The organism is Rubrivirga marina, from assembly GCF_002283365.1.
Lineage (GTDB): Bacteria > Bacteroidota > Rhodothermia > Rhodothermales > Rubricoccaceae > Rubrivirga > Rubrivirga marina.
On record NZ_MQWD01000001.1, the window covers coordinates 4094340 to 4115931 of the forward strand.

Here is a 21592-nt window from a genome sequence, read left to right on the forward strand (position 1 = left end):
TGTGTCTCTTCGAAGCGAGCGGGACACTCCCGCGCCCCGCTCGGAATGGCCGAGCGGGGCGCGCTGCGTCTGTGACAGGTCTCGCGACAACGTCGCGTACCCTGGACGCACTCTCCTCGACCCATGCGCCCTTTCCTGCTCCTCCTCGCCCTCTCCCTTCTTCCCGTCGCAGACGGAACCGCCTCCGTCATGATCGATGGCGATCCCGCGGCCTCGTTCGACGACGGCCATGCCTACGTCCTCGCCCTCGACGGCTTCGGCGTGTTCGCGCTCGCCACGGCCCCGCTCGACGGCGGGTCGTGGGCCGTCCCCGACGACACGCCGTTCGCCTACGTCGAGGTGCGTGTGTTCGGCGGGATCCACGAGGGCGAGGTCGCCCTCGGCGACGGCGCCTCCGTCGTCCCGATGCGCTGGGGGCCGGGGGGCACGCAGGTCGAGGACGCCCCAGCCTACGTCGATTCGGAGGGCACGCTGGCGTTCGCGTCCGTCACCGACAGCCTCGTGACCGGGACGATGGCCGGCACGCTCACGCGATTTGACGCGGACGGCACCGAGACGCGGGCGCCGTTCGACGCCTCGTTCCGCGCCGTCCCCGGGCAAATCCCTCCGCCCTAGCGCAGTGTCGGCCCGCCTCGGTTACGGGCTGGGCACGAACGCCGCCGCTCGTCCGTACCTTGCAGTAGCACTCGGCCCCGCCGGGTGACTCTATAAACAGGGACCTCCCTGCTTGCCAGCCCGTCCGACCCTAACCGGTCGGGCGGGTTGTTTTTTGGGGGCCGCGGCCGACTCCCCCGGCCTCGGGCACGAGGCGGGCGGGTTCAGGCCTCGCGCGCGCCCATCGCCTCGGCGACGGCGAGGAAACGGGGGACGTACTCCGCGGTCTCGCGCGGGAGCGCGTCGCGGACGTCCCAGAACGTCGGCTCGCGGCCGAGTTTGTCGCGGGCCTCGCGCACGATCCGCTCGACACGCCCGACCCCGCAGTTGTAGGCCGCCAGCGCGAGGTGCCAGTCGCCGTCGAAGCGACCGCCGAGCCAGCGGAGATAACGCGCGGCGGCGTCCGTCGAAGGGCCCGTCTCGAAGACGGACAGCGAGTCGAGGCCGTAGTCGGCGGCCGTCTCGGGCATGAACTGCCACAGGCCCCGCGCGCCCGCCCAGCTCTCGGCGCGCGGGTTCAGGGCGCTCTCGATGACGGCGACGTACTGGAGGTCCTCGGGCACGCCGCGGCGGGCCAGCGTATGGCGGATCTGGCGGAGGAGCGAGCGGTTGCGACGGACGGAGCGCGTGAGACGGCCCGCGGCGCCGCGCTGGCGCTCGACCTCGGCGGCGGCCTCGGCGGGGTAGAACAGCCACGCGGGGCCGGCGGCGCGCTCGGCCTCGGCCCGCTCGGCAGCCACGACGGCCGGGTCGCGGAGGGTGGGGGCGTAGTTGGGGCCGAGGGCGGCGAGGGCTGGGCCGCGGAGGGCGGCCCACTCGGCGGGCGCGAGGGCGCCGTCGGCGACGGGCCCGTGGTGGGCCTCGTACGCCGCCTGCGCCCGGAGCGCGAGGGCGCGGAGCGAGATCGCGGCGGCCGGGTCGGACGAGAGGGCCTCGACCGCGCGGACCGCCTCGTCGGCGAGGCCGGCCGCCACGGAGGGGTCGGCTTCGGACTCGGCCGCCTCGACGGCCTGACGGGCGCGGACGACGGCGCGGGCCCAGGCCAGCGGGTCGTCGGGGGACGCCGTTTCCGTCGAGTCGCCGACGGCCGCGGTGCGGGCGCTGGCAGACGGCCCGAGGAGGGCGAGGACGGACAGAGCGGCGATGGCGGCGCGGAGCGTCGGCATTCGGTGTGGTGGGATCGCGGGAGGAGAACCCCGGGGCGGGGGCCGTCCGTATCTCGGTGCGGCGCGCCGGCCGAGGTTTCACCGAGTCCGTGCGGGAATCCAAAGGTACCGGACACTCGCGGGGCCGTGGGGCGTACGGTCCGTCCGCCGCTACTTTCGAGCCGCCCGCAGGCCAGTCCCCCCCTTCCGTCCATGTCCGAGGTCCCTCCTTCCGAGGCCATCAAGATTCTGTTCGTCGACGACGAGCCAGACCTGGTCCCGCTGATCCGGCAGAAGTTCCGGTCGCAGGTCCGGTCCGGAGAGGTCGCCCTCGTGTTCGCATCCGACGGCGTCGAGGCCCTGGAGCACCTCCAGGAGGACTCCGACATCGAGGTCGTCGTGACCGACATCAACATGCCGCGGATGGACGGGCTGACGCTCCTCGGCGAGCTCAGCGACCTCGGCCGCCGCACGCGGGCCGTCGTGGTCACGGCCTACGGCGACATGGAGAACATCCGGACGGCCATGAACAAGGGCGCGTTCGACTTCCTGACGAAGCCGATCGACATGGACGACCTCCAGATCACGCTCGCCCAGGCCCGCGAGGCCGTCGAGCGCGACCGCGAGGCCGACCGCGTCCGCCGGACCATCACGCGGTATCTCTCGGACAAGATCGCCCGGGCCGTCCTCGCCGACCCCAGCGCCACCGGGTCGAGCGAGAAGCGCGAGGTGTCCGTCCTGATGTCCGACATCTCTGGGTTCAGCCAGCTCGCCGAGCGCCTGGAGCCGGAGCGGGTCGTCGAGCTCCTCAACGTCTACCTCGGCGCCATGACCGAGGTGGTCGACGACCACGAGGGGGCCATCGACGAGTTCATCGGCGACGCCGTCCTCGTCATCTTCGGCGCGCCGCTCGAGATGGACGACCACGCGACGCGCGCGACGGCCTGCGCCGTGGCGATGCAGACCCGGATGGGCGCCGTCAACGACGAGCTCCGGTCCCGTGGCCTGCCCGCCCTCGAGATGACGGCGGCCGTCAACTCGGGCGAGGTCGTCGTCGGGACGATCGGGTCGGAGAAGCGGGCCAAGTACGGGGTCGTGGGAAGCGCCGTGAACCTGACGGCGCGGATCCAGACGCTGGCCGTCCCGGGGGAGGTGCTCATCTCGGACCCGACGTACCAAGCGGCCGGTGGCGAGAGCGGCCCGCTCAAGCTGGAGGGCACGCGGCGCGTGTCGCTGAAGGGGTTCGCCGAGCCCATCGCCATCCACAGCGTCGAACGCGTCGAGGGCGAGCACGGCGGCGCCGTCCCCCACGACGAGGACGCCCTCGCGCCGCTCGACGACCCGCTTCCGTTCGACCTCGCGGTCCTCGACGGCAAGGAGATCACGAACGCCGACCACGCCGGCGAGGTCGTCGCCCTCTCGCAGACCGGCGCCCGCGCGCGCATCGGGACCGACATCGACGCCCGCACCGACGTCCGCCTGACGTTCGCGCTCGAGAGCGGCCCCGCCACGCTGTACGCGAAGGTCCTGGACGTGGTCGACAGTGGGGACGGCAACTGCGAGGCCCACCTCCGGTTCTCGTCCGTCCCGCCGGCGGCGACGGAGGCCTTCGCTCGGATCCTGTCGTGAGCCGTCCCCGTCTGCTCGCCAGCGTCCTCGCGGCCGTCGCCACCGCGTCGATCGCCGTCCTCGGGCCGTCGCTCGTCCGGGCCCAGCCGGACGACGCGCTCCCGGACGACGACGCGATCACGTTCCGGCACCTCACGGTCGAGAACGACCTCCCGAGCAGCGCGATCCTCGACGTCACGCAGGACGCGCTCGGGTTCGTCTGGGTCGGGACCGACGAGGGGCTCGTCCGCTACGACGGGTACGAGATGGTCGAGTACCGCCGGACGGCCGACTCGACGTCGTTGAGCGGCAACGTGATCCAGGTGCTGGAGCCCGCCGACGGCGGGGCGCTCTGGGTCGGCACCGGCGCCGGCCTCAACCGCTACGACCCGTCCACCGACCGCTTCCTCCGCGTCTCGGGCCTCCCCTCCGACGACGTCATCGCGCTCGAGGCCGACGGCACCGGCAACGTCTGGGTGGGGACGTCGTCCGGGCTCGCGTTCGTGGAGGCCGACGGGACCGTGGCCGGCGTCGAGCGCCACGACGCGGCCGACCGGGCCAGCCTCCCCGACGACACCGTCGAGGCGCTCCACCTCGCGCAGAACGGCGACCTCTGGGTCGGCACCGGCGACGGCCTCGCGCGCCGCCGCGACGGCGCGTTCCAGACCGTCCGCCCCGACTCGCTCCTCGGCGCGTTCGCGGTCACGGCCATCACCCCGAGCAGCCGCGGGAGCCTCCTCCTCGGCACGTTCGGCGACGGGCTCCTCTCGTTCGACCCGAGCTCGGGCGCGTTCACCCGCCTCGACATCGGGACCGACATCAACGCGCAGAACGTGACCGACGTTCACGAGGACCCGAGCGGGACGGTCTGGGTGGGCACGCTCACCGGCGGCCTCCGCCGGCTCACGCCCGGGGTCGAGGGCGTCCGCGTCTACCAGGCCGTCGCGGAGGACCCCGGATCGCTTGTCGACGACGACGTGTCGGCGCTCCACGAGGACCGCCAGGGCGTCCTGTGGGTCGGGACGTACGGCGGGCTCGACCGGTTCGACCGGGCGCGCGGGACGGCCGTCCGCCTCCGCCACACCGACGACCCGGCGTCGCTGGCCAGCAACGACGTCCGCGCCGTGCTGGCGGCCCGCGACGGGACGCTCTACGTGGGGACCGACCGGACGCTGGACCGGAGCGCCGACGGCCGGACGTTCGAGCACACGGCCATCTCCGACGCCGATGGACTCAACGAGCACCCCGTCCGTGCGCTATACGAGGACCGCGAGGGGACCGTGTGGGTCGGGACCGAGGGTGCCGGTCTCCACCGCGTCGGCGCCGATGGCGAACTCCGACGCGCGGGGGGGCTGAGCCAGCGGGGCGGCGAGTACGCAGTGACCTCTCTCTTGGAGACGGAGTCCGGTGACTTCTGGATCGGGACGCTCACGGGTGGCCTCGTGCGCTACGATCGCGAGGAGGAGACCGCCGAGTTCCTGACCCGCGCCGCCAACGGACTCAGCAGCGACCGCGTCCGGGCGCTAGTGGAGGACGCCGACGGGCGCCTCTGGGTGGGCACCGACGCCGGCCTCTGCCGCCTCGACGTGGCGGGCGGGGACCGCGCCACGTGCCTCCGCGCGGCGGCCGAGGACCCGACGCGTCTCGCCAGCGACGACGTCCTCTCGCTCCATGCGCGATCGAACGGCTCGTTGTGGGTCGGGACGGCGGGCGGGCTCCACCGGCTCGACACCCGCGACGTCGGAGCCGGGTTCACGCGCTACACCGCGGACGAGACCGACCTCCCCGACGACGTGGTCTACGCGATCGTTGAGGACGACGCCGGCTTCCTCTGGCTGAGCACGAGAGGCGGGCTCACCCGATTCGAGCCGGTCACCGAAACGTTCTACCGGCGCCTCGAAGGGCAGGACGCCCAGCGCGCCCTCAGTGGCGCCGCCACCCGCGCGCCCGACGGCCAGCTGTTCTTCGGCAGCGAGCGCGGCCTGCTCGCCTTCTACCCGCAAACGCTGGCCGCCCGCAACGCCAACCCGCCGCAGCCCGTGATCACAGGCGTCGAAGTCAATGGTCAGCCCGTCGCGCCGGGCGGCGAGGACGACTTCATGGAGGCGGCGGCCCCCGTCGCCGAGGAGATCACCCTCGGCCCGGACGAGAGCTACATCACGATCCAGTACGCTGGCCTCCACTTCTCCGACCCGGCGCAGAACCGCTACCGCTACCGCATGGAGGGCGTGCTCGAGGGCTGGGACGAAGTCGGGACCACGCGCAGGGCGACGTTCCCCGACCTCGACCCGGGCCGGTACACGTTCGAGGTCCAGGCCGCCAACGCCGACGGCGTGTGGAGCGAGCAGAGTGCCACCATCGACATCGTCGTCCACCCGCCGTGGTGGCGGACGTGGTGGGCACTGCTCGGGTTCGCGGGCCTCGCCGTGTTCGCCCTCGTCCGCGCCGACCGGTGGCAGCGGGCGCGGCTGCTGCGCCAGGAGCGCGAGCGGGCCGAGCGCCGCGAGGCCGAGCTCCGCGCCGAGACCGCCGAGGCCGAGCAGCGGAAGGCGTCCGCCGAGGCCGCCGCGCTCAAGGCCGAGAACGACCGGAAGGCCGCCGAGCTCGAGCGGACGCGCGAGGTCGAGGACGCCAACGCCAAGCTGGCCGCGGCCAACAGCCAGCTCGAGACGTCGCTCCGCGACCTTAAGGCGACGCAGGCCCAGCTCGTCCAGAGCGAGAAGCTCGCGTCGCTGGGCCAGCTCACGGCCGGGATCGCCCACGAGATCAAGAACCCGCTCAACTTCGTCAACAACTTCGCCGACCTCTCGGTCGAGCTCGCGCAGGAGCTCCGCGAGGAGATGGCCGAGGCGCCCCACCGGCCCGTCGGCGAGGTGCTCGACGAGGTGGGCGACCTGATCGAGGACCTCCAGGAGAACGCCCGGCGGATCCGCGAGCACGGCCAGCGGGCCGACCGGATCGTCCGCTCGATGCTCCTCCACAGCCGCGGCGGGTCGTCGGAGCGCGGGCGCGTCGACCTCGCGCGGTTCATCGACGAGTACGCCAACCTGGCCTTCCACGGCGCGCGGGCCAACGACTCGGACTTCAACGTCGAGATCGAGCGCGACTTCGCCGACGACACGGGCGAGGTCGAGGTCGTGCCGCAGGAGTTCGGCCGAGTCCTCATCAACCTGCTCACGAACGCGTTCCACGCCGTCCAGAAGCGGGCTGCGACCGCCGGTCCCGACTTCTCCCCCACCGTCACCATCCGCACCCGCCGCGAAGGCGACACCGTTCACCTCGACGTCGAGGACAACGGGACGGGCATCCCGGACGAGGCGAAGGGTCGAATCTTCGAGCCGTTCTTCACCACGAAGCCGACCGGCGAGGGCACCGGCCTCGGCCTCTCGCTGGCCCACGACATCGTCACGGGCGTCCACAACGGCTCGATGTCGGTCGAGAGCGTCGACGGCGAGGGGACGACGTTCCACATCGCCCTGCCCGTCGCCACGGAGGCGCCCGCGTCCCTCGACCTCGACGCCGAGGCGGAGTAGGCCGCTACTGCGACGCGAGCTCGCGGACGCGGAACGAGCCGACCCCGCGACCACGCACGGCGATGGTCCCACGCGGCACCTGCGTCGTGAGGATCGGCTCGACCTCGACCCAGTCGGCGCAGATCGGCGCGTCGAGCTCGACGTCGAACGGCGGCGGGGGCGTCATGCGGAAGCCGGCGCACCCGCCCGCGCGGCGCCCCCCGTCCCCGTCGGAGTCTGACACGACGATGTAACGGCCACGGTCACGGATGACGTGGGTCGAGCCCGTGTCGCCCTCGCCCGTGCCGGCGCTCGTCTCGCGCCGCTGGCCGCGCGCTCGGCCGGCCTCGAAGCCGAGGCGGGCCTCGAACACGACCTGCCCCCCGAACTTGTAGCGGACCGCCGCGGCCGTCACGCCGAGGAGCCCAGGGAAGTCGAACCGGAGGTCGACACGGCCGTCGCCGACGCCCTCGTTGTAGAGCGCCGTCACGACGTCGTCGCCGTCGCGGACCTCGACGCCGAACCGCGTACCGGCCGGCACCGCGAGGGGATCGATCTGGACGTCGACCCGGTCGGGTGTGCCGTCGACGACGAACCCGCCCTCGCGCGTGCCGCCCAGGCCGGACACGACGAGCGCGCCTCCCTCGACGGCGAGCGTGGCGTCGCCCTCGGCCTCGACCTCGACGCCCTGGAACGTCGTGGGCCCAGGTGCGGGGCCGGGCCCGTCGGTGTCACAGGCGGCAAGGACGAGGCCGGCGAGGAGCAGGAGGAGGCGTGGCATGTCGATCCGGAACACTTAGGGGAAGGCTACGAACGCCTGCGGATCAGGTCCGGCCCTATCATCGTACAGGCGGGCCCTCCCCCCCGACACGCCCATGCAAAGCCTCTGGAAGAGCCTGCTCGGCGGCGCCTCCGGCGCCAACGAGGACGACCTCCTCGGGGCGGTCCCCCTGTTCGAGGACCTCACCTCGCGCGAGCTCGACGCCGTCCAGCGGCTGCTCCACCGTCGCGACTACGTCGCGGGCGAGTCCATCTTCATCCAGGGCGAGCCGGGGCTCGGGATGTACATCATCGTCCGCGGCGCGGTCTCGATCCAGTCTGAGCCGAGCGGCCGCGAGTTGGTCGAGCTGGTCGACGGCGACTTCTTCGGCGAGATCGCCCTCCTCAACGAGGTCATCCGGACGGCGACGGCGCGGGCGAAGACCGACTGCACGCTCCTCAGCCTGTTCCAGCCGGACCTCCTGAGCCTCCTCGACCGCAACCCGCGGCTCGGCGTGAAGGTGCTCCTGTCGCTGGCGCGGCTCGTGGGCCTCCGCCTCGTCGAGGTCTCGGACGAGGTCGAGTCGCTGACGCGCGAATGCGAAGAGCTCCGCGAGGCCGCGGGCGTCGCCGACGGGGATGGCTGAGACCTTCGCCGAGGCGCCCCCGGCCGAGGTCCACTCCGCCCCAGGTCCGGCTCGACCGGCCTCCCCCGTCCCGCCTGAGGCCGCCCAGGGCCCTCCGGTCCCGGCCAGCCACCTCAGCCGTTGGGTGTGGCTCCTCACGCTCGTCGGCGTCGTGGCGCTCGTCGCGGTCGCCACCGACATCGCGGGGCTCATCGTGCTCGGGGCCGTCGCGGCCTACCTCTTGGTCCCGCTCGTCAATGGCCTCGAGCGGAGCGGCGTGGGGCGGACGCAGGCGACGACGCTCGTGCTGGCCGTCCTCCTCGCCGTGACCGGGCTCGTCGTCGCGCTCGCGCTCCCGGCCGTGATCGACCAGCTCGGCTCGCTCCAGGACCGGTGGGAGAGCGGCGAGCTGCTGGGGCTGGTCCGCGACATGGAGGCCGCGCTGGCCGCCAAGCTCGGGTTCGTCGAGCCCAACGACCTCGGCCTCGTCGCCTCGGTCCGCGAGGCGATCCGCGCCGACACCGGCCCGCTCATCGGCTACGTCCCCGACGCGCTCGAGACGATGGGCAACGCGTTCATCGTCCCCTTCGTCCTGTTCGCGCTTCTGAAGGACGGCCCGACGCTCCGGAAGCGGCTCCTGTCGGTCGTGCCGAACCGGTACTTCGAGTTCGCGATGACCGTGTTCTACAAGGCCGACGCCCACCTCGGCGGCTACCTCCGCGGGCAGGCCCTCATCGCCGTCCTCGTCGGCGCCTCGACGGCGCTCGGCCTCGCCCTCCTCGGCGTCGACTACTACCTCGTGCTGGGGCTCGTGACGGGCCTGGCCAACTTCGTCCCGTACGTCGGGTTCGTCGTCTCAGCGGCCCTCTGCGTCGTGGTCTCGATCGTGACGACCGGCGGCACGTCGCAGGTGGCGGCGGTGCTCATCCTGTTCGCCGTCCTACAGACCACTGAGAACGTCGTGTTCCAGCCGTGGATCACGGGGAAGAACGTCTCGATGCACCCGGTGATGGTCCTGCTGGCGATCCTGGTGGGCGGGCGCGTGGCCGGCGTCATGGGGATGGCGCTCGGCGTGCCCGTCGCGGCCGTGCTGAAGGTGGTGTTCCTGGAGACCGTCGTAGGACTCCGCCGCTACCACCTGTAGAGCCGCTCCCCAAGCCGCCGTCGCGGCCGTTCGCGAGTTTCCTTCCGTCGATGCAACCGTCCGCCTCCGAGTCCCCCCGCATGACCGTCCGCTTCTGGGGCGTCCGCGGCTCGATTCCGACGCCCGACCCCGGGTTCCTCGGCGTCGGCGGCAACACGGCGTGCGTCGAGGTCCGCGCGGCCGACGGGACGGCGCTCGTGCTCGACGCGGGGACCGGCATCCGTGGGCTCGGGTACGCGCTGGCGGCCGAGGCCGCCGGCGAGCCCGGCGAGGTCCACCTCGCCCTCTCCCACTTCCACTGGGACCACCTCCAGGGCCTCCCGTTCTTCGCCCCGCTCTACGCCCCGGGCCAGACGGTCCGGTTCTACGCCGCGACCGACGACGACCGGATCCACGCGCTCCTGCGAGGCCAGATGACGTCGCCGTACTTCCCGGTCCCGTTCGGCGACCTCGCCGCGGCGACGGAGACGGTCCGCGTGCGCGACGGCGAGCCGTTCGAGGTCGGCCCGATGACCGTCCGGCCGTTCCCGGTGAACCATCCGCAGGGCGCCCACGGCTTCCGGATCGAGGTGGACGGGGCCTCCGTCGTCTACGCGACGGACTACGAGCACGGCTCGGCGGCCCACGACGAGGGGCTCCGCGAGGTCGCCCACGGGGCGGACCTCCTCATCTCGGATGCCCAGTACACGCCCGACGAGTACGCCCTCCGCCGGGGCTGGGGCCACACGACGTGGGAGCACGCGACGGCGCTCGCCACGCGCGCCGAGGTCGGCCAGCTCCTCCTGTTTCACCACGACCCGTCGCACGACGACGACGCACTCGGCCGGATCTGCGGCCTCGCGAAGGAACGCTTCGCCGAGACGGGGCTCGCGACGGAGGGATTGGAAGTCGAGCTATAGACGCCGTTTGGGGCCTCGGAGGTACCAGCCTCAGCAGGGGATTCGTTGTCTGGGAGCGGCTCTGGGCCGTACATTCCCTACACACGAGCACTCAACCGTCCAGGCCGGACACAGCCACACGATACCATGGGCAAACAGCGCATGACCGACAACTGGGAGCGCATGAAGGCGCAGATCCTCTCGACCTGGGGCGACCTCGACGAGTCCGAAATGAAGAAGGCGCGGGGCAACCTCGGCCAGATGGTCAACCTCATCCACTCCCAGACGGGCGAGGACCGGCAGGTCATCATGCGCAAGATGTCGGCCTTCCTGTAGGGGGACCGTCCGGCCGGCACGCCGGCCTCCCGACTGAGCGGCGCGCTCCCAGACCGGGGCGCGCCGCTTTTTTTGCCCCCCGGCGACCCGCTCCGCCTGGCCCCGAGGCGGACGGGGCCGGCCGAACCGCGTGCCGCGGTCCGTCGTCCGCCGTGTGGGGTCCGCGCCGTCTTCGCTCGAAGCGCTTCCGGCCCCCGCTAGCTTGCCGCCCCCTCCCCCGCGTCCATGTCCGTGATCGCCGCCCCCGACCGCCCGTTCCCCCTCGGCTCGCCCGCGCCCGACGACGGGCCCCAGCGGGAGGCCTACGACCGGCGCGTCGCCTTCCACCGGCGCCAGCTCGACGCGCTGGAGCAGCAGGCCGCCGAGATCCGCCGCGGCGGCGGGACGCGGGCCATCCAGCGCCAGCACGACCGCGGCAAGCTGACGGCGCGTGAACGAATCGACGCGCTGCTGGACGACCCGGCGGACTTCCGAGAGATCGGCCTGTTCGTGGGCCGTGGGATGTACGAGGACGAGGGCGGCTGTCCGGCCGGCGGGACCGTCATGGGGCTCGGCCACGTGTCGGGCCGGCTGTGCATGATCGTCGCCAACGACTCCACCGTGAAGGCCGGCGCGTGGTTTCCGATCACGGCCAAGAAGAACCTCCGCGCGCAGGAGATCGCCCTCGAGAACCGCGTCCCGATCCTCTACCTCGTCGACTCGGCCGGCGTGTTCCTGCCGATGCAGGACGAGATCTTCCCGGACCGCGACCACTTCGGGCGGATCTTCCGCAACAACGCTCGGCTGAGCGCGCTGGGCGTGCCGCAGATCGCGGCCATCATGGGGAGCTGCGTGGCTGGCGGGGCCTACCTCCCGATCATGTCCGACGAGAGCCTGATCGTCGACGGCACGGGCTCCGTGTTCCTGGCCGGCCCGTTCCTCGTGCAGGCCGCGATCGGCGAGGAGGTTGACGTCGAGACGCTGGGCGGCGCGACGACGCAGACCGACATCTCGGGCGTCTGCGAGTACAAGATGCCGGACGACGAGACGTGCCTCGCGACGGTCCGCGACCTCGTCGCCGGGCTGGGGCCGCTCCCCCGGTTCGGGTTCACCCGCGACGCGCCCGAGGCGCCCGCCTTCGAGCCGGAGGAGGTCTTCGGCGTCTTCCCCGAGAGCCGCCAGCAGCCGTACGACACGCGCGAGCTCCTGGCCCGGATCGTCGACAGGGACTCGTGGACGGAGGTGAAGGCCGGCTATGGGCAGACGCTCGTCTGCGGCTACGCCCGCCTCGACGGCTGGTCGGTCGGGATCGTGGCGAGCCAGCGGCAGGTCGTCCGCGCGAAGGCGCCGAAGGGGAAGGCGGCCGAGATGCAGATCGGCGGCGTGATCTACGGCGACGCGGCCGACAAGGCGGCGCGGTTCGTGATGCAGTGCAACCAGAAGCGGATCCCGCTCATCTTTTTCCAGGACGCGACCGGCTTCATGGTCGGCACGCGGGCCGAGCAGGGCGGGATCATCAAGGACGGGGCGAAGCTGGTCAACGCCGTCGCCAACTCGGTCGTCCCGACGTTCACGGTCGTCGTGGGCAACTCGTTCGGGGCGGCCAACTACGCGCTCAACGGCCGGGCCTACGACCCGCGGCTGATGCTCGCGTGGCCGAGCGCGCAGATCGCGGTCATGGGAGGATCGCAGGCGGCCAAGACGCTCCTGAGCATCGAGGAGCGGAAGCTCCAGAAGCAGGGGATCGAGCTCTCCGACGCCGACCGCCAGGCCCGACTCGACGAGATCGAGGCGCGCTACGCCGAGCAGACGACGCCGGTCTACGCCGCCGCCCGCCTGTGGGTCGACGCCATCATCGACCCGCGCGAGACGCGCGACTGGCTGGCGACGGGCCTCGAGATGGCCGACCACAACCCGGACATGGCGGACTTCAAGGTCGGCGTCCTCCAGACGTGACAGGAACCGGGAAAGAGGGAGGCGGAACCGGCAGAGGGCGGACTCGCAGTCTGCCCTCCCCAGTTCCTACTTCCGATTCCCCTCCTTCGCCATGCGGAGGACGAGGACCATCACGCCGACCATCCCGAGGCAGGCGCCGACGATCGTGCCCCAGGGCGTGATGTCGAGCCACCGGTCCACGACGATGCCGAGGCCGACGAAGAACACCATCGCCGCGCCGATCTGCATGCCGGTGCCGAGGTGCTCGCCCGCGGCCCGCATCCCGTCCCCGTAGGCGTCGCCGACGCTCCCAGGGGTCACGCGCTTGTTGCGGTAGCCGGCCGGGGGCGGCTCGATCTCGTCTGCCTCGAGGTCGCGGTCGGCCCACTTGGCCTGCCACTCGCGGTCGGCCTCCTCGAATCGGTCCGGGGCGTCGGCCCAGGGGTCGTCGCGGTCAGGCGGTCCGCCGTCGGGGCGGTCGGGGGCGTCGGCCACGGCTAGGCAGCGTCGGCGCCCTTGCCGACGGCGCCGACGACGGCCGCGCCGCCGCGCTCCGGCTTCCGGTCGCTCGACGCCGACGCGCCCGCCGACGCGCCCATCTGGCACTGGCCGTTGAACGTCGCGCCGTCCTCGACGACCAGCTTGCCCGTGCGGATGTCGCCCTCGACGACGGCCGAGGACTTCATCACGAGCCGCTCCTTGACCTTCACCTGGCCGCGGACGGTCCCCGCGATCTCGGCGCTCGTCGACACGACCTCACCGTCGACCACGCCGCCGGCCATCACCATCGTCCGCCCCTCGACCTCGACGTTCCCCTCGACGGTCCCGGAGATGTTGACGTTGCCGCTCGATCGGAGCGTGCCCTCGACCGTCGTCGAGGCGCCGATGATGTTGTGCTGCTCGGCGGGGTTGCTGCTGGCACTTACGGGGAGCGCTCGGGTCTTGGCCATGTCGTCTGTGGAGTCGGAGCGGAAGAGGGCCATGGTGGTGGGGGGCCGGGCGTCGGCGCTCAGGGGGCGACGAGCAGGGCGGCGGGGTCTTGCGCGAGCCCGTCGCGCCACACCTCGAAGTGCAGGTGGGGCCCGGACGTGATCTCGCCCGTGTTCCCGCTCAACGCGACCGTCTCCCGCGCGCGGACCCGCTCGCCGACGCGTTTGAGCAGCCGGCTGTTGTGTTTGTACACCGAAAGGTAGCCGCCCGGGTGCTGGACGGCAATCGTGTGGCCGCCCTGGTGGGTCCAATCCGAGAAGACGACGTACCCGTCGGCGAAGGCACGGACGTCCGTGCCGACGGTCGCGGCGAGGTCGAGGGCGAAGTGGCCGCGGGCCGCGTCGAACCCGCGCGAGGGCACGCCGTCGACGGGCGGGAGGGCCGGGAGGCGGAGGCCGTCGAGGTAGGCGCGGGCCGCCCGGGCGTCGCGCTCGGCGTCGGTGGCAGGCCCGAGGGTGCGGAGCGGGAGCGCCGGCTGGGCCTGGTCGCCGCCGGCGACCGGCGGGCCCGCCTCGGGCGCGTCCGGGAGGGAGTCGGGGTCGGGGAGCGAGAACGCGGCGGGGTCGAGTACGTCGTCGCCGAGGTCGTCCATCTCGCCGGTGATGATGGCCCGGAGCTGGGCGATCTGCTGGTACTGGAGCGCGAGCGAGTCCTCGAGCGCCGCCGCCCGCTGGGCGTTCGTCTCGGCGACGCCGCGGAGCTCGCCGGTGCCGGGCCCGAGGATGAGCCCGCGGAGCGGCGTCAGCACGATCGCCGCCACCAGGAGCGCCCCCAGCACGACGATGCCGATGACGGCCGCGTAGAGCGCGTAGCCGGGGCGGACCTCGTACTGGCGCGGGGTGCTCATCGTGTCCGGCTCGAGGACGATGACGGTCCGGGCCGAGCCGGGGTGAGAGAACAGGTCTCGTAAGAAGTCGGTCACAGGCGGAAGCGTCCTCAGGGGCCGTGGGGGCCGGTTTAGTTCGCGCCATCTGCATCCCTGCAGGCGCGCGCCCTCCTAACTTACCCGGCTCTCAGACCTCCGAGTGCCGGAGGCCCAAACGCCGGCTCGGCCGGCCCCGACTCTCAGACTCGATGCCTCAGCACAAGTCCGCCGCCAAGCGCGTCCGCCAGGACGCCAAGCGCCGCCTCCGCAATCGGTACCAGAAGGTCCGCGTCCGCACGATGATCAAGGACCTCCACGCCGAGACCGATCCGTCCGCCGCCCAGGAGAAGCTGAACGCCATCAAGGCGCAGCTCGACCGGCTCGCCGGCCGCCGCGTGGTCCACCCGAACAAGGCCGCGAACACGAAGAGCCAGCTCGACAAGTACGTCGACTCGCTCGGCTAGCCTACGGCGCGTGGGGGCCGCTGGTCGTAGCCTACGGCCGCCGCCCCACCCCGCCGATGTCCGCCTCATTGTCCGCCCGCGCCGTTCTCCTCATCGCCGGGCTGGCGGGGCTCGTGGCGCCGCGCGCCGCGGCGCAGGCTGAGCAGACCGCCCCGGGCCGCTCGGCCTACGTGCTCGTCCGGGGCGCCGTGGCCGGAGTCGAGGGCGACTCCAAGAGCACGTTCGACGACACGGGGGCTGGCCTCGGGCTTGAAGCGGGCGTCCGGCTCTCGCCCCGCTGGGCGGTCGCGCTCGCGTGGTGGGCGCAGGACCTCCCGTCGCTCGCCCAGGGCTTCCGGATCGACGGACGGGTGACGGGCCAGGGGAGCCAGGCCTACCAGGGCCAGGCGCTCGTCCGCGCTCACCTTCTCGCGACGACGGGTCGATCGTGGTCACCGTTCGTCGAGGCCGGGCTGGCCGTCGTGACGGGCCAGGGGACGGACGCCGCGCGCAACCAGGCCGGCGACGGGACGGTCTGGGGCTTCGGCCCGGTCGGCGGGCTCGGCCTCGACGTCGCGCTCTCGCCCCGCCTCGGACTCCGCGCCGGCGTCCAGTCGACGGTCGTCGTCCCCGACGTCGCCCTCGACGGCGCCGATCCGAGCGCGTTCGCCAGGGAGCCGACCCCGCCCTCGGGCGCGCTCGCCGACAACATCGGGTACGACGTCTTGACGAACGTGGGGGTGGGCGTCCGCTACGCGCTTCCGCTGAGGCGTCCCGCCACCCTCCCGAGGCCGGGGCCTCCGCCGCTCGCCGAGACGCACGGTGACGCTCCGGCCCCCACCGCCCCGGAGCCCCCGCCGTCAGAACCCGCCACCTCGGTGGCGACCGCCTCTGGGCGGAGCCCCGCGGGGGAGCCCGAGCCGGACGCCGAGGCCCCCACGCCCGCCGTCGAGCCCGCCCCGGAGGTCACGCACCTCACGTGCCCGACCGAGCTCGCCCCCGGCGAGGAGGGCGCCTTCGCCGTCGCCGCGACCGCCGCGACCTCGACCACGTGGGACTGGGGGGACGGCTCGACCGGCGCGCGGGCCCGTCACGCGTTCGACACCTCCGGGACCTACACGGTCACCGCGACGGTGCAGACGGCCGGAGGCGAGGCGTCGGAGTCCTGCCTCGTCACCGTCGCGACGACGGTCGCCCCGACCGAGATCACGGCGTGCCGCGCCACTCCCAGCCCGGCCGCGCTCGGCAAGGCCATCACGGTCGAGGCCGAGACCTACGGGGCGGACACCGTCTCCGTCGACCTCGGCGACGGCGCCGAGGCGGACGCCCTCCCGACCCGCCACGAGTACGGCCGCACGGGCACGTTCACCGTCACGGTCGTGGCGACGGGAGCCGGCGGCCAGGACACCTGCACGACGACCGTCACCGTCGAGGACCCCTCCTGTGCCGCCTCCCTCGCGCCCGTCCGATTCAAGGCGGGCGGGACGGACCTGACGGCCGGCGCCATGACGACGCTCGACGCCGCGGCCGACCTCCTCGGCCGGTGCTCGGCCGTGTGCCTCTCGATCGACGGCTACGCGACGCGCGCCGAGGGCGGCGCCGCGCTGGCCCAGCAACGGGCCGACGCCGTCATGTTCTACCTCATCGGTCAGGGGGTCGAGGCCGACCGGCTCCAGACCTCCGGCCCAGGTGGGGAGTCGGTCGAGGACGCGGGAAGCCCGCACCGGGTGGAGGTGAGCGCCGGCTCGTGCGCCGGTTTTTGAACCGAGCGGACCCGGACCCGCCCACCGAACGCGGAGGTGGAGAGCGTCCCAGAACCACGAAAGGTTCGAAATCACGCGGAACCGGCCCGGGTCTACGCTGGTTGATCGGCCTACCCCTCGCCTTACGTCCTTTCTCCCGCCCCTCGTTCTAAGTCCCTTTTGAGGGTCACACAGCCGCGGCTCCGCTGCGGTCCTCAGGGACATTCACCGCATGTGGCTGCCGTCCAGCGCCACGTGCGTAACGTCCGAACCGAAAGGACTTCGAGGCTGCACGTCGGAGCTTCCAGACGCCCACCGGCTTCGCTGTTCCCCGTCCCGACGCCTGTCGCGGACCTCACCCACCCACCCTCTCCATGACCCAGTCCAGTACGGAGAACCCGATGACCTCGCGTCTCTTCTCCCTTCTCCCCTGGTGTGCGGCGCTGCTCATCGCAACGTCGTCGTACGCCCAGGTCCGCCCCAGCAACTCCGTCTACGTCCTCCTCCGCGGCGCCGTCGCCGGGTACTACGGCGACCTCGACAAAAACTCGGACGGCGATCCGGATTCGGCCACGCCCGACATCCAGGACGGCTTCGAAGAGCCCGGATTCGGCGTCGGCGCCGAGCTTGGCTACCAGTTCAACCCAAACCTCTCGTTCGGCATCGCCGGCTGGTACCAGGACCTTCCGGCCCTGAATGACGGCTTCCAGTTCGACCAGACCAACAACGTCCAGGGTGGGGAGGCCTACCAGCTCCAGGGCCTCTTCCGCTTTATCCCATTCGCGAACGCTCGCATCTCCCCGTACCTCGAACTCGGTGGCGCCCTCGTCTCGGGCCAGGGCACCGAGAACGAGCGGAACAACGGCTCAGCCGATGAGGACGTCTTCGGCTACGGCCCGGTCGGCGGTCTCGGCATCGACATCGCGCTGACGCCCCAGTTCGGGCTCTTCCTCGGGGCCCAGTCGACCGTCGTCTTCCCCGACGTCGCCCTCGACGGCGCCGACCCGGGCGCCTTCGGTGTCCAGGCCGACAACGCGGACTTCGACATCCTCGCCAACGTCGGCGGCGGCCTCCGCTACGCGTTCCGCCCGCCGTACACGGCCGTCGAGATCGAAGGGCTGGAGTGCCCGGCCGAGCTCGAGGCCGGGGAGTCCGGCTCGTTCATGGTCATGACGAACGACGACGCCACGATGCCCGTGACCACGACGTGGCAGTGGGGCGACGGCTCGACCGGCTCGGGCATGACGACGTCGCACACGTTCGCCACGCCGGGCACCTACCCGGTCACGGCGATGGTGATGAACGAGGGCGGGGAGGACTCGGAGTCCTGCCTCGTGACCGTCGTCGAGCCGCCGACGCCGCCGGCCCTCGCCGGCTGCCGCGCCACGCCGTCGAGCGTCGACACGGGTGAGCAGGTGACGATCAACGCGACGGCCACCGACGCCGACGAGATCACCGTCGACTTCGGCGACGGGACCACGGCCTCGACGCTCCCGGCCCGCCACGCCTACGCCGACACCGGCTCCTACACCGTGACCATCACGGCGACCAACGAGTACGGCTCCGACACGTGCACCATCCCGGTGACCGTCGGCGACTCGTACTGCGCCGACATCACGGAGCTGAACCCGGTGTTCTTCGGGTACGGCGCGACGACGCTCACGGCCGACGCGACGAGCCGGCTCGACGAGAACATCGAGATCCTCCGCCGGTGCCCGGACATCTGCGTGACGATCAACGGGTACTCCGACGGCTCGGAGCCGGGCGACGCCCTCCGGATCTCGCAGGCCCGCGCCGACGCGGTCCTCCAGTACTACGTCGGTCAGGGCATCGACGCCGAGCGGCTCCGCGCCGTCGGCCGCGGGGTCGACCCGGACGCGAACTCGAAGGAGGACCCGGGCCCGGGCGACAGCCGCGCCCGCCGGGCCGACTCGATCCCGTCGTCCTGCGCCGGGTTCTAGCCGAGGCCTGACCGGGGCCTAGCCCCGTGACCGCCCGAGGGGGCGATCCGCTTCGCGCGGGTCGCCCCCTCATCATTTCTGGCCCTGGGGCCGACCGGCGCCGCTCCAGCGTAGGACCCTTTCGTGCAGAGACCGTGACCCCGGATCCATCCGCGAACCCACGGGCTTCATCGGCGTAAGGCCCCGCGTCGACGGAACAGGGGTCCATGCCTCGTCCGTCGACCCGCTCTTCCCTCCACCCCTCACGGCCACCGCTCCGCGGCTCGGCCCGACGGGCTCGGGAGCATTTCCCAACCCCCCACCCATCTCATGACCCAGCTCCGACAGGAGACTCTCCCCTTGCCTCGTCTCCGCACCCTCTTCGTCTGGGCCGCCGCGCTCCTCCTCGGAGCCGCGTCTCAGGCCCAGGTCGTCCGCCCCAGCGAGTCCATCTACGTCCTCCTCCGCGGCGGCGTGACCGGCTACTACGGCGACCTCGACAAAAACTCGGACGGCGACCCTGACCAGGCGACGCCAGACATCCAGGACGGCTTCGAGGACCCCGGCTTTGGGGTGGGAGGCGAGATCGGCTACCTCTTCAACGAGAACCTCTCGTTCGGGATCGGCTTCATGTACCACGACGTCCCGGCGCTCAACGACGGGTTCCAGTTCGACGGGACCAACAACGTCCAGGGTGGGGAGGCCTACCAGCTCCAGGGCCTCTTCCGCTACATGCCGTTCGACTCGTTCCGCATCTCGCCGTTCGTCGAGCTCGGCGCCGCCCTCGTCTCGGGCCAGGGCACGGAGAACGAGCGGAACAACGGCGGCTCCGACGACGACGTCTTCGGCTACGGCCCGGTCGTCGGCCTCGGCGCCGACATCGCGCTGACGCCCCAGTTCAGCCTCTTCCTCGGGGCCCAGTCGACGGTCGTCTTCCCCGACGTCGCCCTCGACGGCGCCGACCCCGGCGCGTTCGGTGACCCGACCGACGACGCCGACTACGACATCCTGACGACGCTCGGCGGCGGGCTCAAGTTCGCCTTCCGCGCGCCGTACACGGCCGTCGAGATCGAAGGGCTGGAGTGCCCGGCCGAGCTCGAGGCCGGGGAGTCCGGCTCGTTCATGGTCATGACGAACGACGACGCCACGATGCCCGTGACCACGACGTGGCAGTGGGGCGACGGCTCGACCGGCTCGGGCATGACGACGTCGCACACGTTCGCCACGCCGGGCACCTACACGGTCACGGCGATGGTGATGAACGAGGGCGGGGAGGACTCGGAGTCCTGCCTCGTGACCGTCGTCGAGCCGCCGACGCCGCCGGCCCTCGCCGGCTGCCGCGCCACGCCGACCTCGGTCAACGTGGGTGAGCAGGTGACGATCAACGCCACGGCCACCGAGGCGGAGGAGGTGATGGTCGACTTCGGCGACGGGACCACCGCGTCCTCGCTTCCGGCTCGCCACGCGTACTCGGAGACGGGCACGTACACGGTCGAGATCATGGCGTCGAACCAGTACGGTGATGACGTCTGCACGATCACCGTCACCGTCGGCGACTCGTACTGCGCGAACATCACGGAGCTGAACCCGGTGTTCTTCGGGTACGGCGCGACGACGCTCACGGCCGACGCGACGAGCCGGCTCGACGAGAACATCGAGATCCTCCGCCGGTGCCCGGACATCTGCGTGACGATCAACGGGTACTCCGACGGCTCGGAGCCGGGCGACGCCCTCCGGATCTCGCAGGCCCGCGCCGACGCGGTCCTCCAGTACTACGTCTCGCAGGGCGTCGACCGCGAGCGGCTCCGCGCCGTTGGGCGTGGCGTCGATCCGGCGGCGAACTCGAAGGAGGACCCGGGCCCGGGCGACAGCCGCGCCCGCCGGGCCGACTCGATCCCGTCGTCCTGCGCCGGGTTCTAGCCGAGGCCTGATCGGGGCCTAGCCCCGTCACCTCCGAGGGGAGGCGGTCCGCCACATGCGGGTCGCCTCCCCTCTCATTTTGTGCAGGCGTGGGGTCCCCCGCTGTTTATCCGGACCAGATGGAACCGTACCCCGCCCGTCTCGCGGGGTAAACCCCGCGCCGTGAGGGCGGCCCAGGGTTGAATAAAGCCGCTTCTGAACGCCTGCCCAGGGCGACCGCTACCCACGCGGCGCGTCCTCCCCCTTCCCCAAGGACCCCATGACCCGCTCACTCCTCCTCGCGGCGCTGGCGGCTCTCGTCGCGACCACCGCGGCGGCCCAGCCCGTCTACAACCGGCTCGACGACCCGTACTACGACGACTACGAAGACGGCGCCCCGGGCGTCCGCCTCGGTCTCGGCGTCGGCGCCTTCATCTACGACGGCCCCGACCGGCTCGTCGGCGACCCCGCCTTCCAGAGCGACGCCGTCGACACGAACCTCGGCGTGACGGCCGAGCTCACGTTCCCGCTGGCCGACCAGGTCTACGGCCGGCTCATGGGCGGGCTCGTCAACCTCGGCGCGGAGGACCTCCCGTACACGAACCCGTACCTCACGGAGACCTCGATCCTCGCCGAGGCCGACCTCCTCCTCTACCTCTCGCGTCCGGGCCGAGGCCAGCTCTCTCCGTACGTGTTCTCGGGGATCAGCGCGCTCTTCCCCACCGACGACGCGCCGGGCGTCAACTCGCCGGCCTTCGCGATCCCGGTCGGCCTCGGGCTCGAGTACGGCGTCTCGCGCAACCTCGCGCTCTTCCTCGAAGCGAGCTACCGGTTCGGCCTGACCGACGTTGGGACGAGCACGGTCGCCAACGCGCTCGCCTCGGCCTCGATGGGCGACGACGAGAAGGAGAAGCACTGCAAGAAGTACCCCGAGAAGCCGGAGTGCGACGAGGAGCCCCCTCCGCCGACCTGTGAGGAGGACCCGACGCAGCCGGGGTGCCCGGGCGTTGACCCGGACGGCGACGACGACTTCGACGGCCGGTTCAACACGGGTCTGATCCTCGGCGGCCTCCGCTTCGGCTTCGGCAGCGCCCCGCCGCCGCCGGCGATCCCCCCGCCGCCGCCGCCGGTCACGCC

18 protein-coding genes are annotated in these 21592 nt (G+C 72.2%); 12 read left to right on the forward strand and 6 right to left on the reverse strand.

The features are described from left to right. Window positions 1–123 precede the first annotated feature (123 nt). The gene (locus BSZ37_RS17505; RefSeq protein ID WP_095511790.1) at window positions 124–615 is read left to right on the forward strand and encodes a hypothetical protein; all 492 of its coding nucleotides are present in this window, start codon (window positions 124–126) and stop codon (window positions 613–615) included. Between the two features lie 203 nt (window positions 616–818). On the opposite strand, the gene BSZ37_RS17510 is transcribed toward BSZ37_RS17505, so the two are convergent. Further along, window positions 819–1820 carry a lytic transglycosylase domain-containing protein gene (locus BSZ37_RS17510; protein ID WP_095511791.1) on the reverse strand — a complete coding sequence of 334 codons (1002 nt, stop codon included), beginning with the start codon at window positions 1818–1820 and terminating at the stop codon, window positions 819–821. Window positions 1821–2012: 192 nt separating this feature from the next. On the opposite strand from BSZ37_RS17510, the gene BSZ37_RS17515 reads away from it, so the two are divergent. Both BSZ37_RS17515 and BSZ37_RS17520 read left to right on the forward strand, forming a co-directional pair. Beyond that, window positions 2013–3428: an adenylate/guanylate cyclase domain-containing protein gene (locus BSZ37_RS17515; protein ID WP_095511792.1), complete on the forward strand. Its 1416-nt coding sequence runs from the start codon at window positions 2013–2015 to the stop codon at window positions 3426–3428. Beyond that, entirely contained in the window at window positions 3425–6940 is a 3516-nt protein-coding gene (locus BSZ37_RS17520; RefSeq protein WP_095511793.1) for a two-component regulator propeller domain-containing protein, read from the forward strand. Before BSZ37_RS17515 ends, BSZ37_RS17520 begins: the two co-directional genes overlap by 4 nt. Before the next feature lie 4 nt (window positions 6941–6944). Here the strand turns inward: BSZ37_RS17520 and BSZ37_RS17525 are convergent, their stop codons facing one another. Beyond that, window positions 6945–7700: a hypothetical protein gene (locus tag BSZ37_RS17525; protein WP_143537713.1), complete on the reverse strand. Its 756-nt coding sequence runs from the start codon at window positions 7698–7700 to the stop codon at window positions 6945–6947. A 94-nt stretch (window positions 7701–7794) separates the two neighbouring features. Here BSZ37_RS17525 and BSZ37_RS17530 point away from each other — a divergent pair, with 94 nt between their 5' ends. The 5 genes from BSZ37_RS17530 (at window position 7795) to BSZ37_RS17550 (ending at window position 12597) form a co-directional block, all read left to right on the forward strand. Further along, window positions 7795–8325 (forward strand): cyclic nucleotide-binding domain-containing protein, encoded by a 531-nt coding sequence (locus tag BSZ37_RS17530; protein ID WP_095511795.1) that lies wholly within the window; start codon window positions 7795–7797, stop codon window positions 8323–8325. Next, entirely contained in the window at window positions 8318–9448 is a 1131-nt protein-coding gene (locus BSZ37_RS17535; RefSeq protein WP_095511796.1) for an AI-2E family transporter, read from the forward strand. The genes BSZ37_RS17530 and BSZ37_RS17535 overlap by 8 nt, the downstream gene beginning before the upstream one ends. 80 nt (window positions 9449–9528) lie before the next feature. After that, window positions 9529–10347, forward strand: coding sequence for an MBL fold metallo-hydrolase (locus tag BSZ37_RS17540; RefSeq protein WP_179299731.1), 819 nt, complete (start codon window positions 9529–9531; stop codon window positions 10345–10347). Between the two features lie 141 nt (window positions 10348–10488). Next, window positions 10489–10662, forward strand: a complete 174-nt coding sequence (locus BSZ37_RS17545; RefSeq protein ID WP_218830549.1) for a hypothetical protein — start codon at window positions 10489–10491, stop codon at window positions 10660–10662. A 225-nt stretch (window positions 10663–10887) separates the two neighbouring features. Next, window positions 10888–12597 carry an acyl-CoA carboxylase subunit beta gene (locus BSZ37_RS17550; protein ID WP_095511799.1) on the forward strand — a complete coding sequence of 570 codons (1710 nt, stop codon included), beginning with the start codon at window positions 10888–10890 and terminating at the stop codon, window positions 12595–12597. A gap of 66 nt (window positions 12598–12663) precedes the next feature. Here the strand turns inward: BSZ37_RS17550 and BSZ37_RS17555 are convergent, their stop codons facing one another. Genes BSZ37_RS17555 through BSZ37_RS17565 form a run of 3 tightly spaced genes read right to left on the reverse strand, consistent with a single transcriptional unit; the run spans window position 12664 to window position 14488 of the window. After that, the gene (locus tag BSZ37_RS17555; RefSeq protein ID WP_095511800.1) at window positions 12664–13071 is read right to left on the reverse strand and encodes an AtpZ/AtpI family protein; all 408 of its coding nucleotides are present in this window, start codon (window positions 13069–13071) and stop codon (window positions 12664–12666) included. Window positions 13072–13073: 2 nt separating this feature from the next. Then, complete coding sequence (locus BSZ37_RS17560) at window positions 13074–13526, reverse strand: bactofilin family protein (protein ID WP_179299732.1); 453 nt, start codon at window positions 13524–13526, stop codon at window positions 13074–13076. Window positions 13527–13585: 59 nt separating this feature from the next. Further along, a complete protein-coding gene (locus BSZ37_RS17565) occupies window positions 13586–14488 on the reverse strand; it encodes a M23 family metallopeptidase (protein ID WP_218830550.1) in 903 nt (300 codons plus the stop codon). Between the two features lie 152 nt (window positions 14489–14640). Here BSZ37_RS17565 and rpsT point away from each other — a divergent pair, with 152 nt between their 5' ends. From rpsT to BSZ37_RS17585, 4 genes are all read left to right on the forward strand, one after another. Further along, window positions 14641–14895, forward strand: a complete 255-nt coding sequence (rpsT, locus tag BSZ37_RS17570) for a 30S ribosomal protein S20 (RefSeq protein ID WP_095511802.1) — start codon at window positions 14641–14643, stop codon at window positions 14893–14895. A 56-nt stretch (window positions 14896–14951) separates the two neighbouring features. Next, window positions 14952–16637 carry a PKD domain-containing protein gene (locus tag BSZ37_RS22710; RefSeq protein ID WP_095511803.1) on the forward strand — a complete coding sequence of 562 codons (1686 nt, stop codon included), beginning with the start codon at window positions 14952–14954 and terminating at the stop codon, window positions 16635–16637. Window positions 16638–17017: 380 nt separating this feature from the next. Beyond that, window positions 17018–18577 carry a PKD domain-containing protein gene (locus BSZ37_RS17580; protein WP_179299733.1) on the forward strand — a complete coding sequence of 520 codons (1560 nt, stop codon included), beginning with the start codon at window positions 17018–17020 and terminating at the stop codon, window positions 18575–18577. 339 nt (window positions 18578–18916) lie between these two features. Further along, entirely contained in the window at window positions 18917–20476 is a 1560-nt protein-coding gene (locus BSZ37_RS17585; protein WP_179299734.1) for a PKD domain-containing protein, read from the forward strand. Window positions 20477–20744: 268 nt separating this feature from the next. Here the strand turns inward: BSZ37_RS17585 and BSZ37_RS17590 are convergent, their stop codons facing one another. Further along, the gene (locus BSZ37_RS17590) at window positions 20745–21371 is read right to left on the reverse strand and encodes a hypothetical protein (protein ID WP_095511806.1); all 627 of its coding nucleotides are present in this window, start codon (window positions 21369–21371) and stop codon (window positions 20745–20747) included. Window positions 21372–21592: the final 221 nt, after the last annotated feature.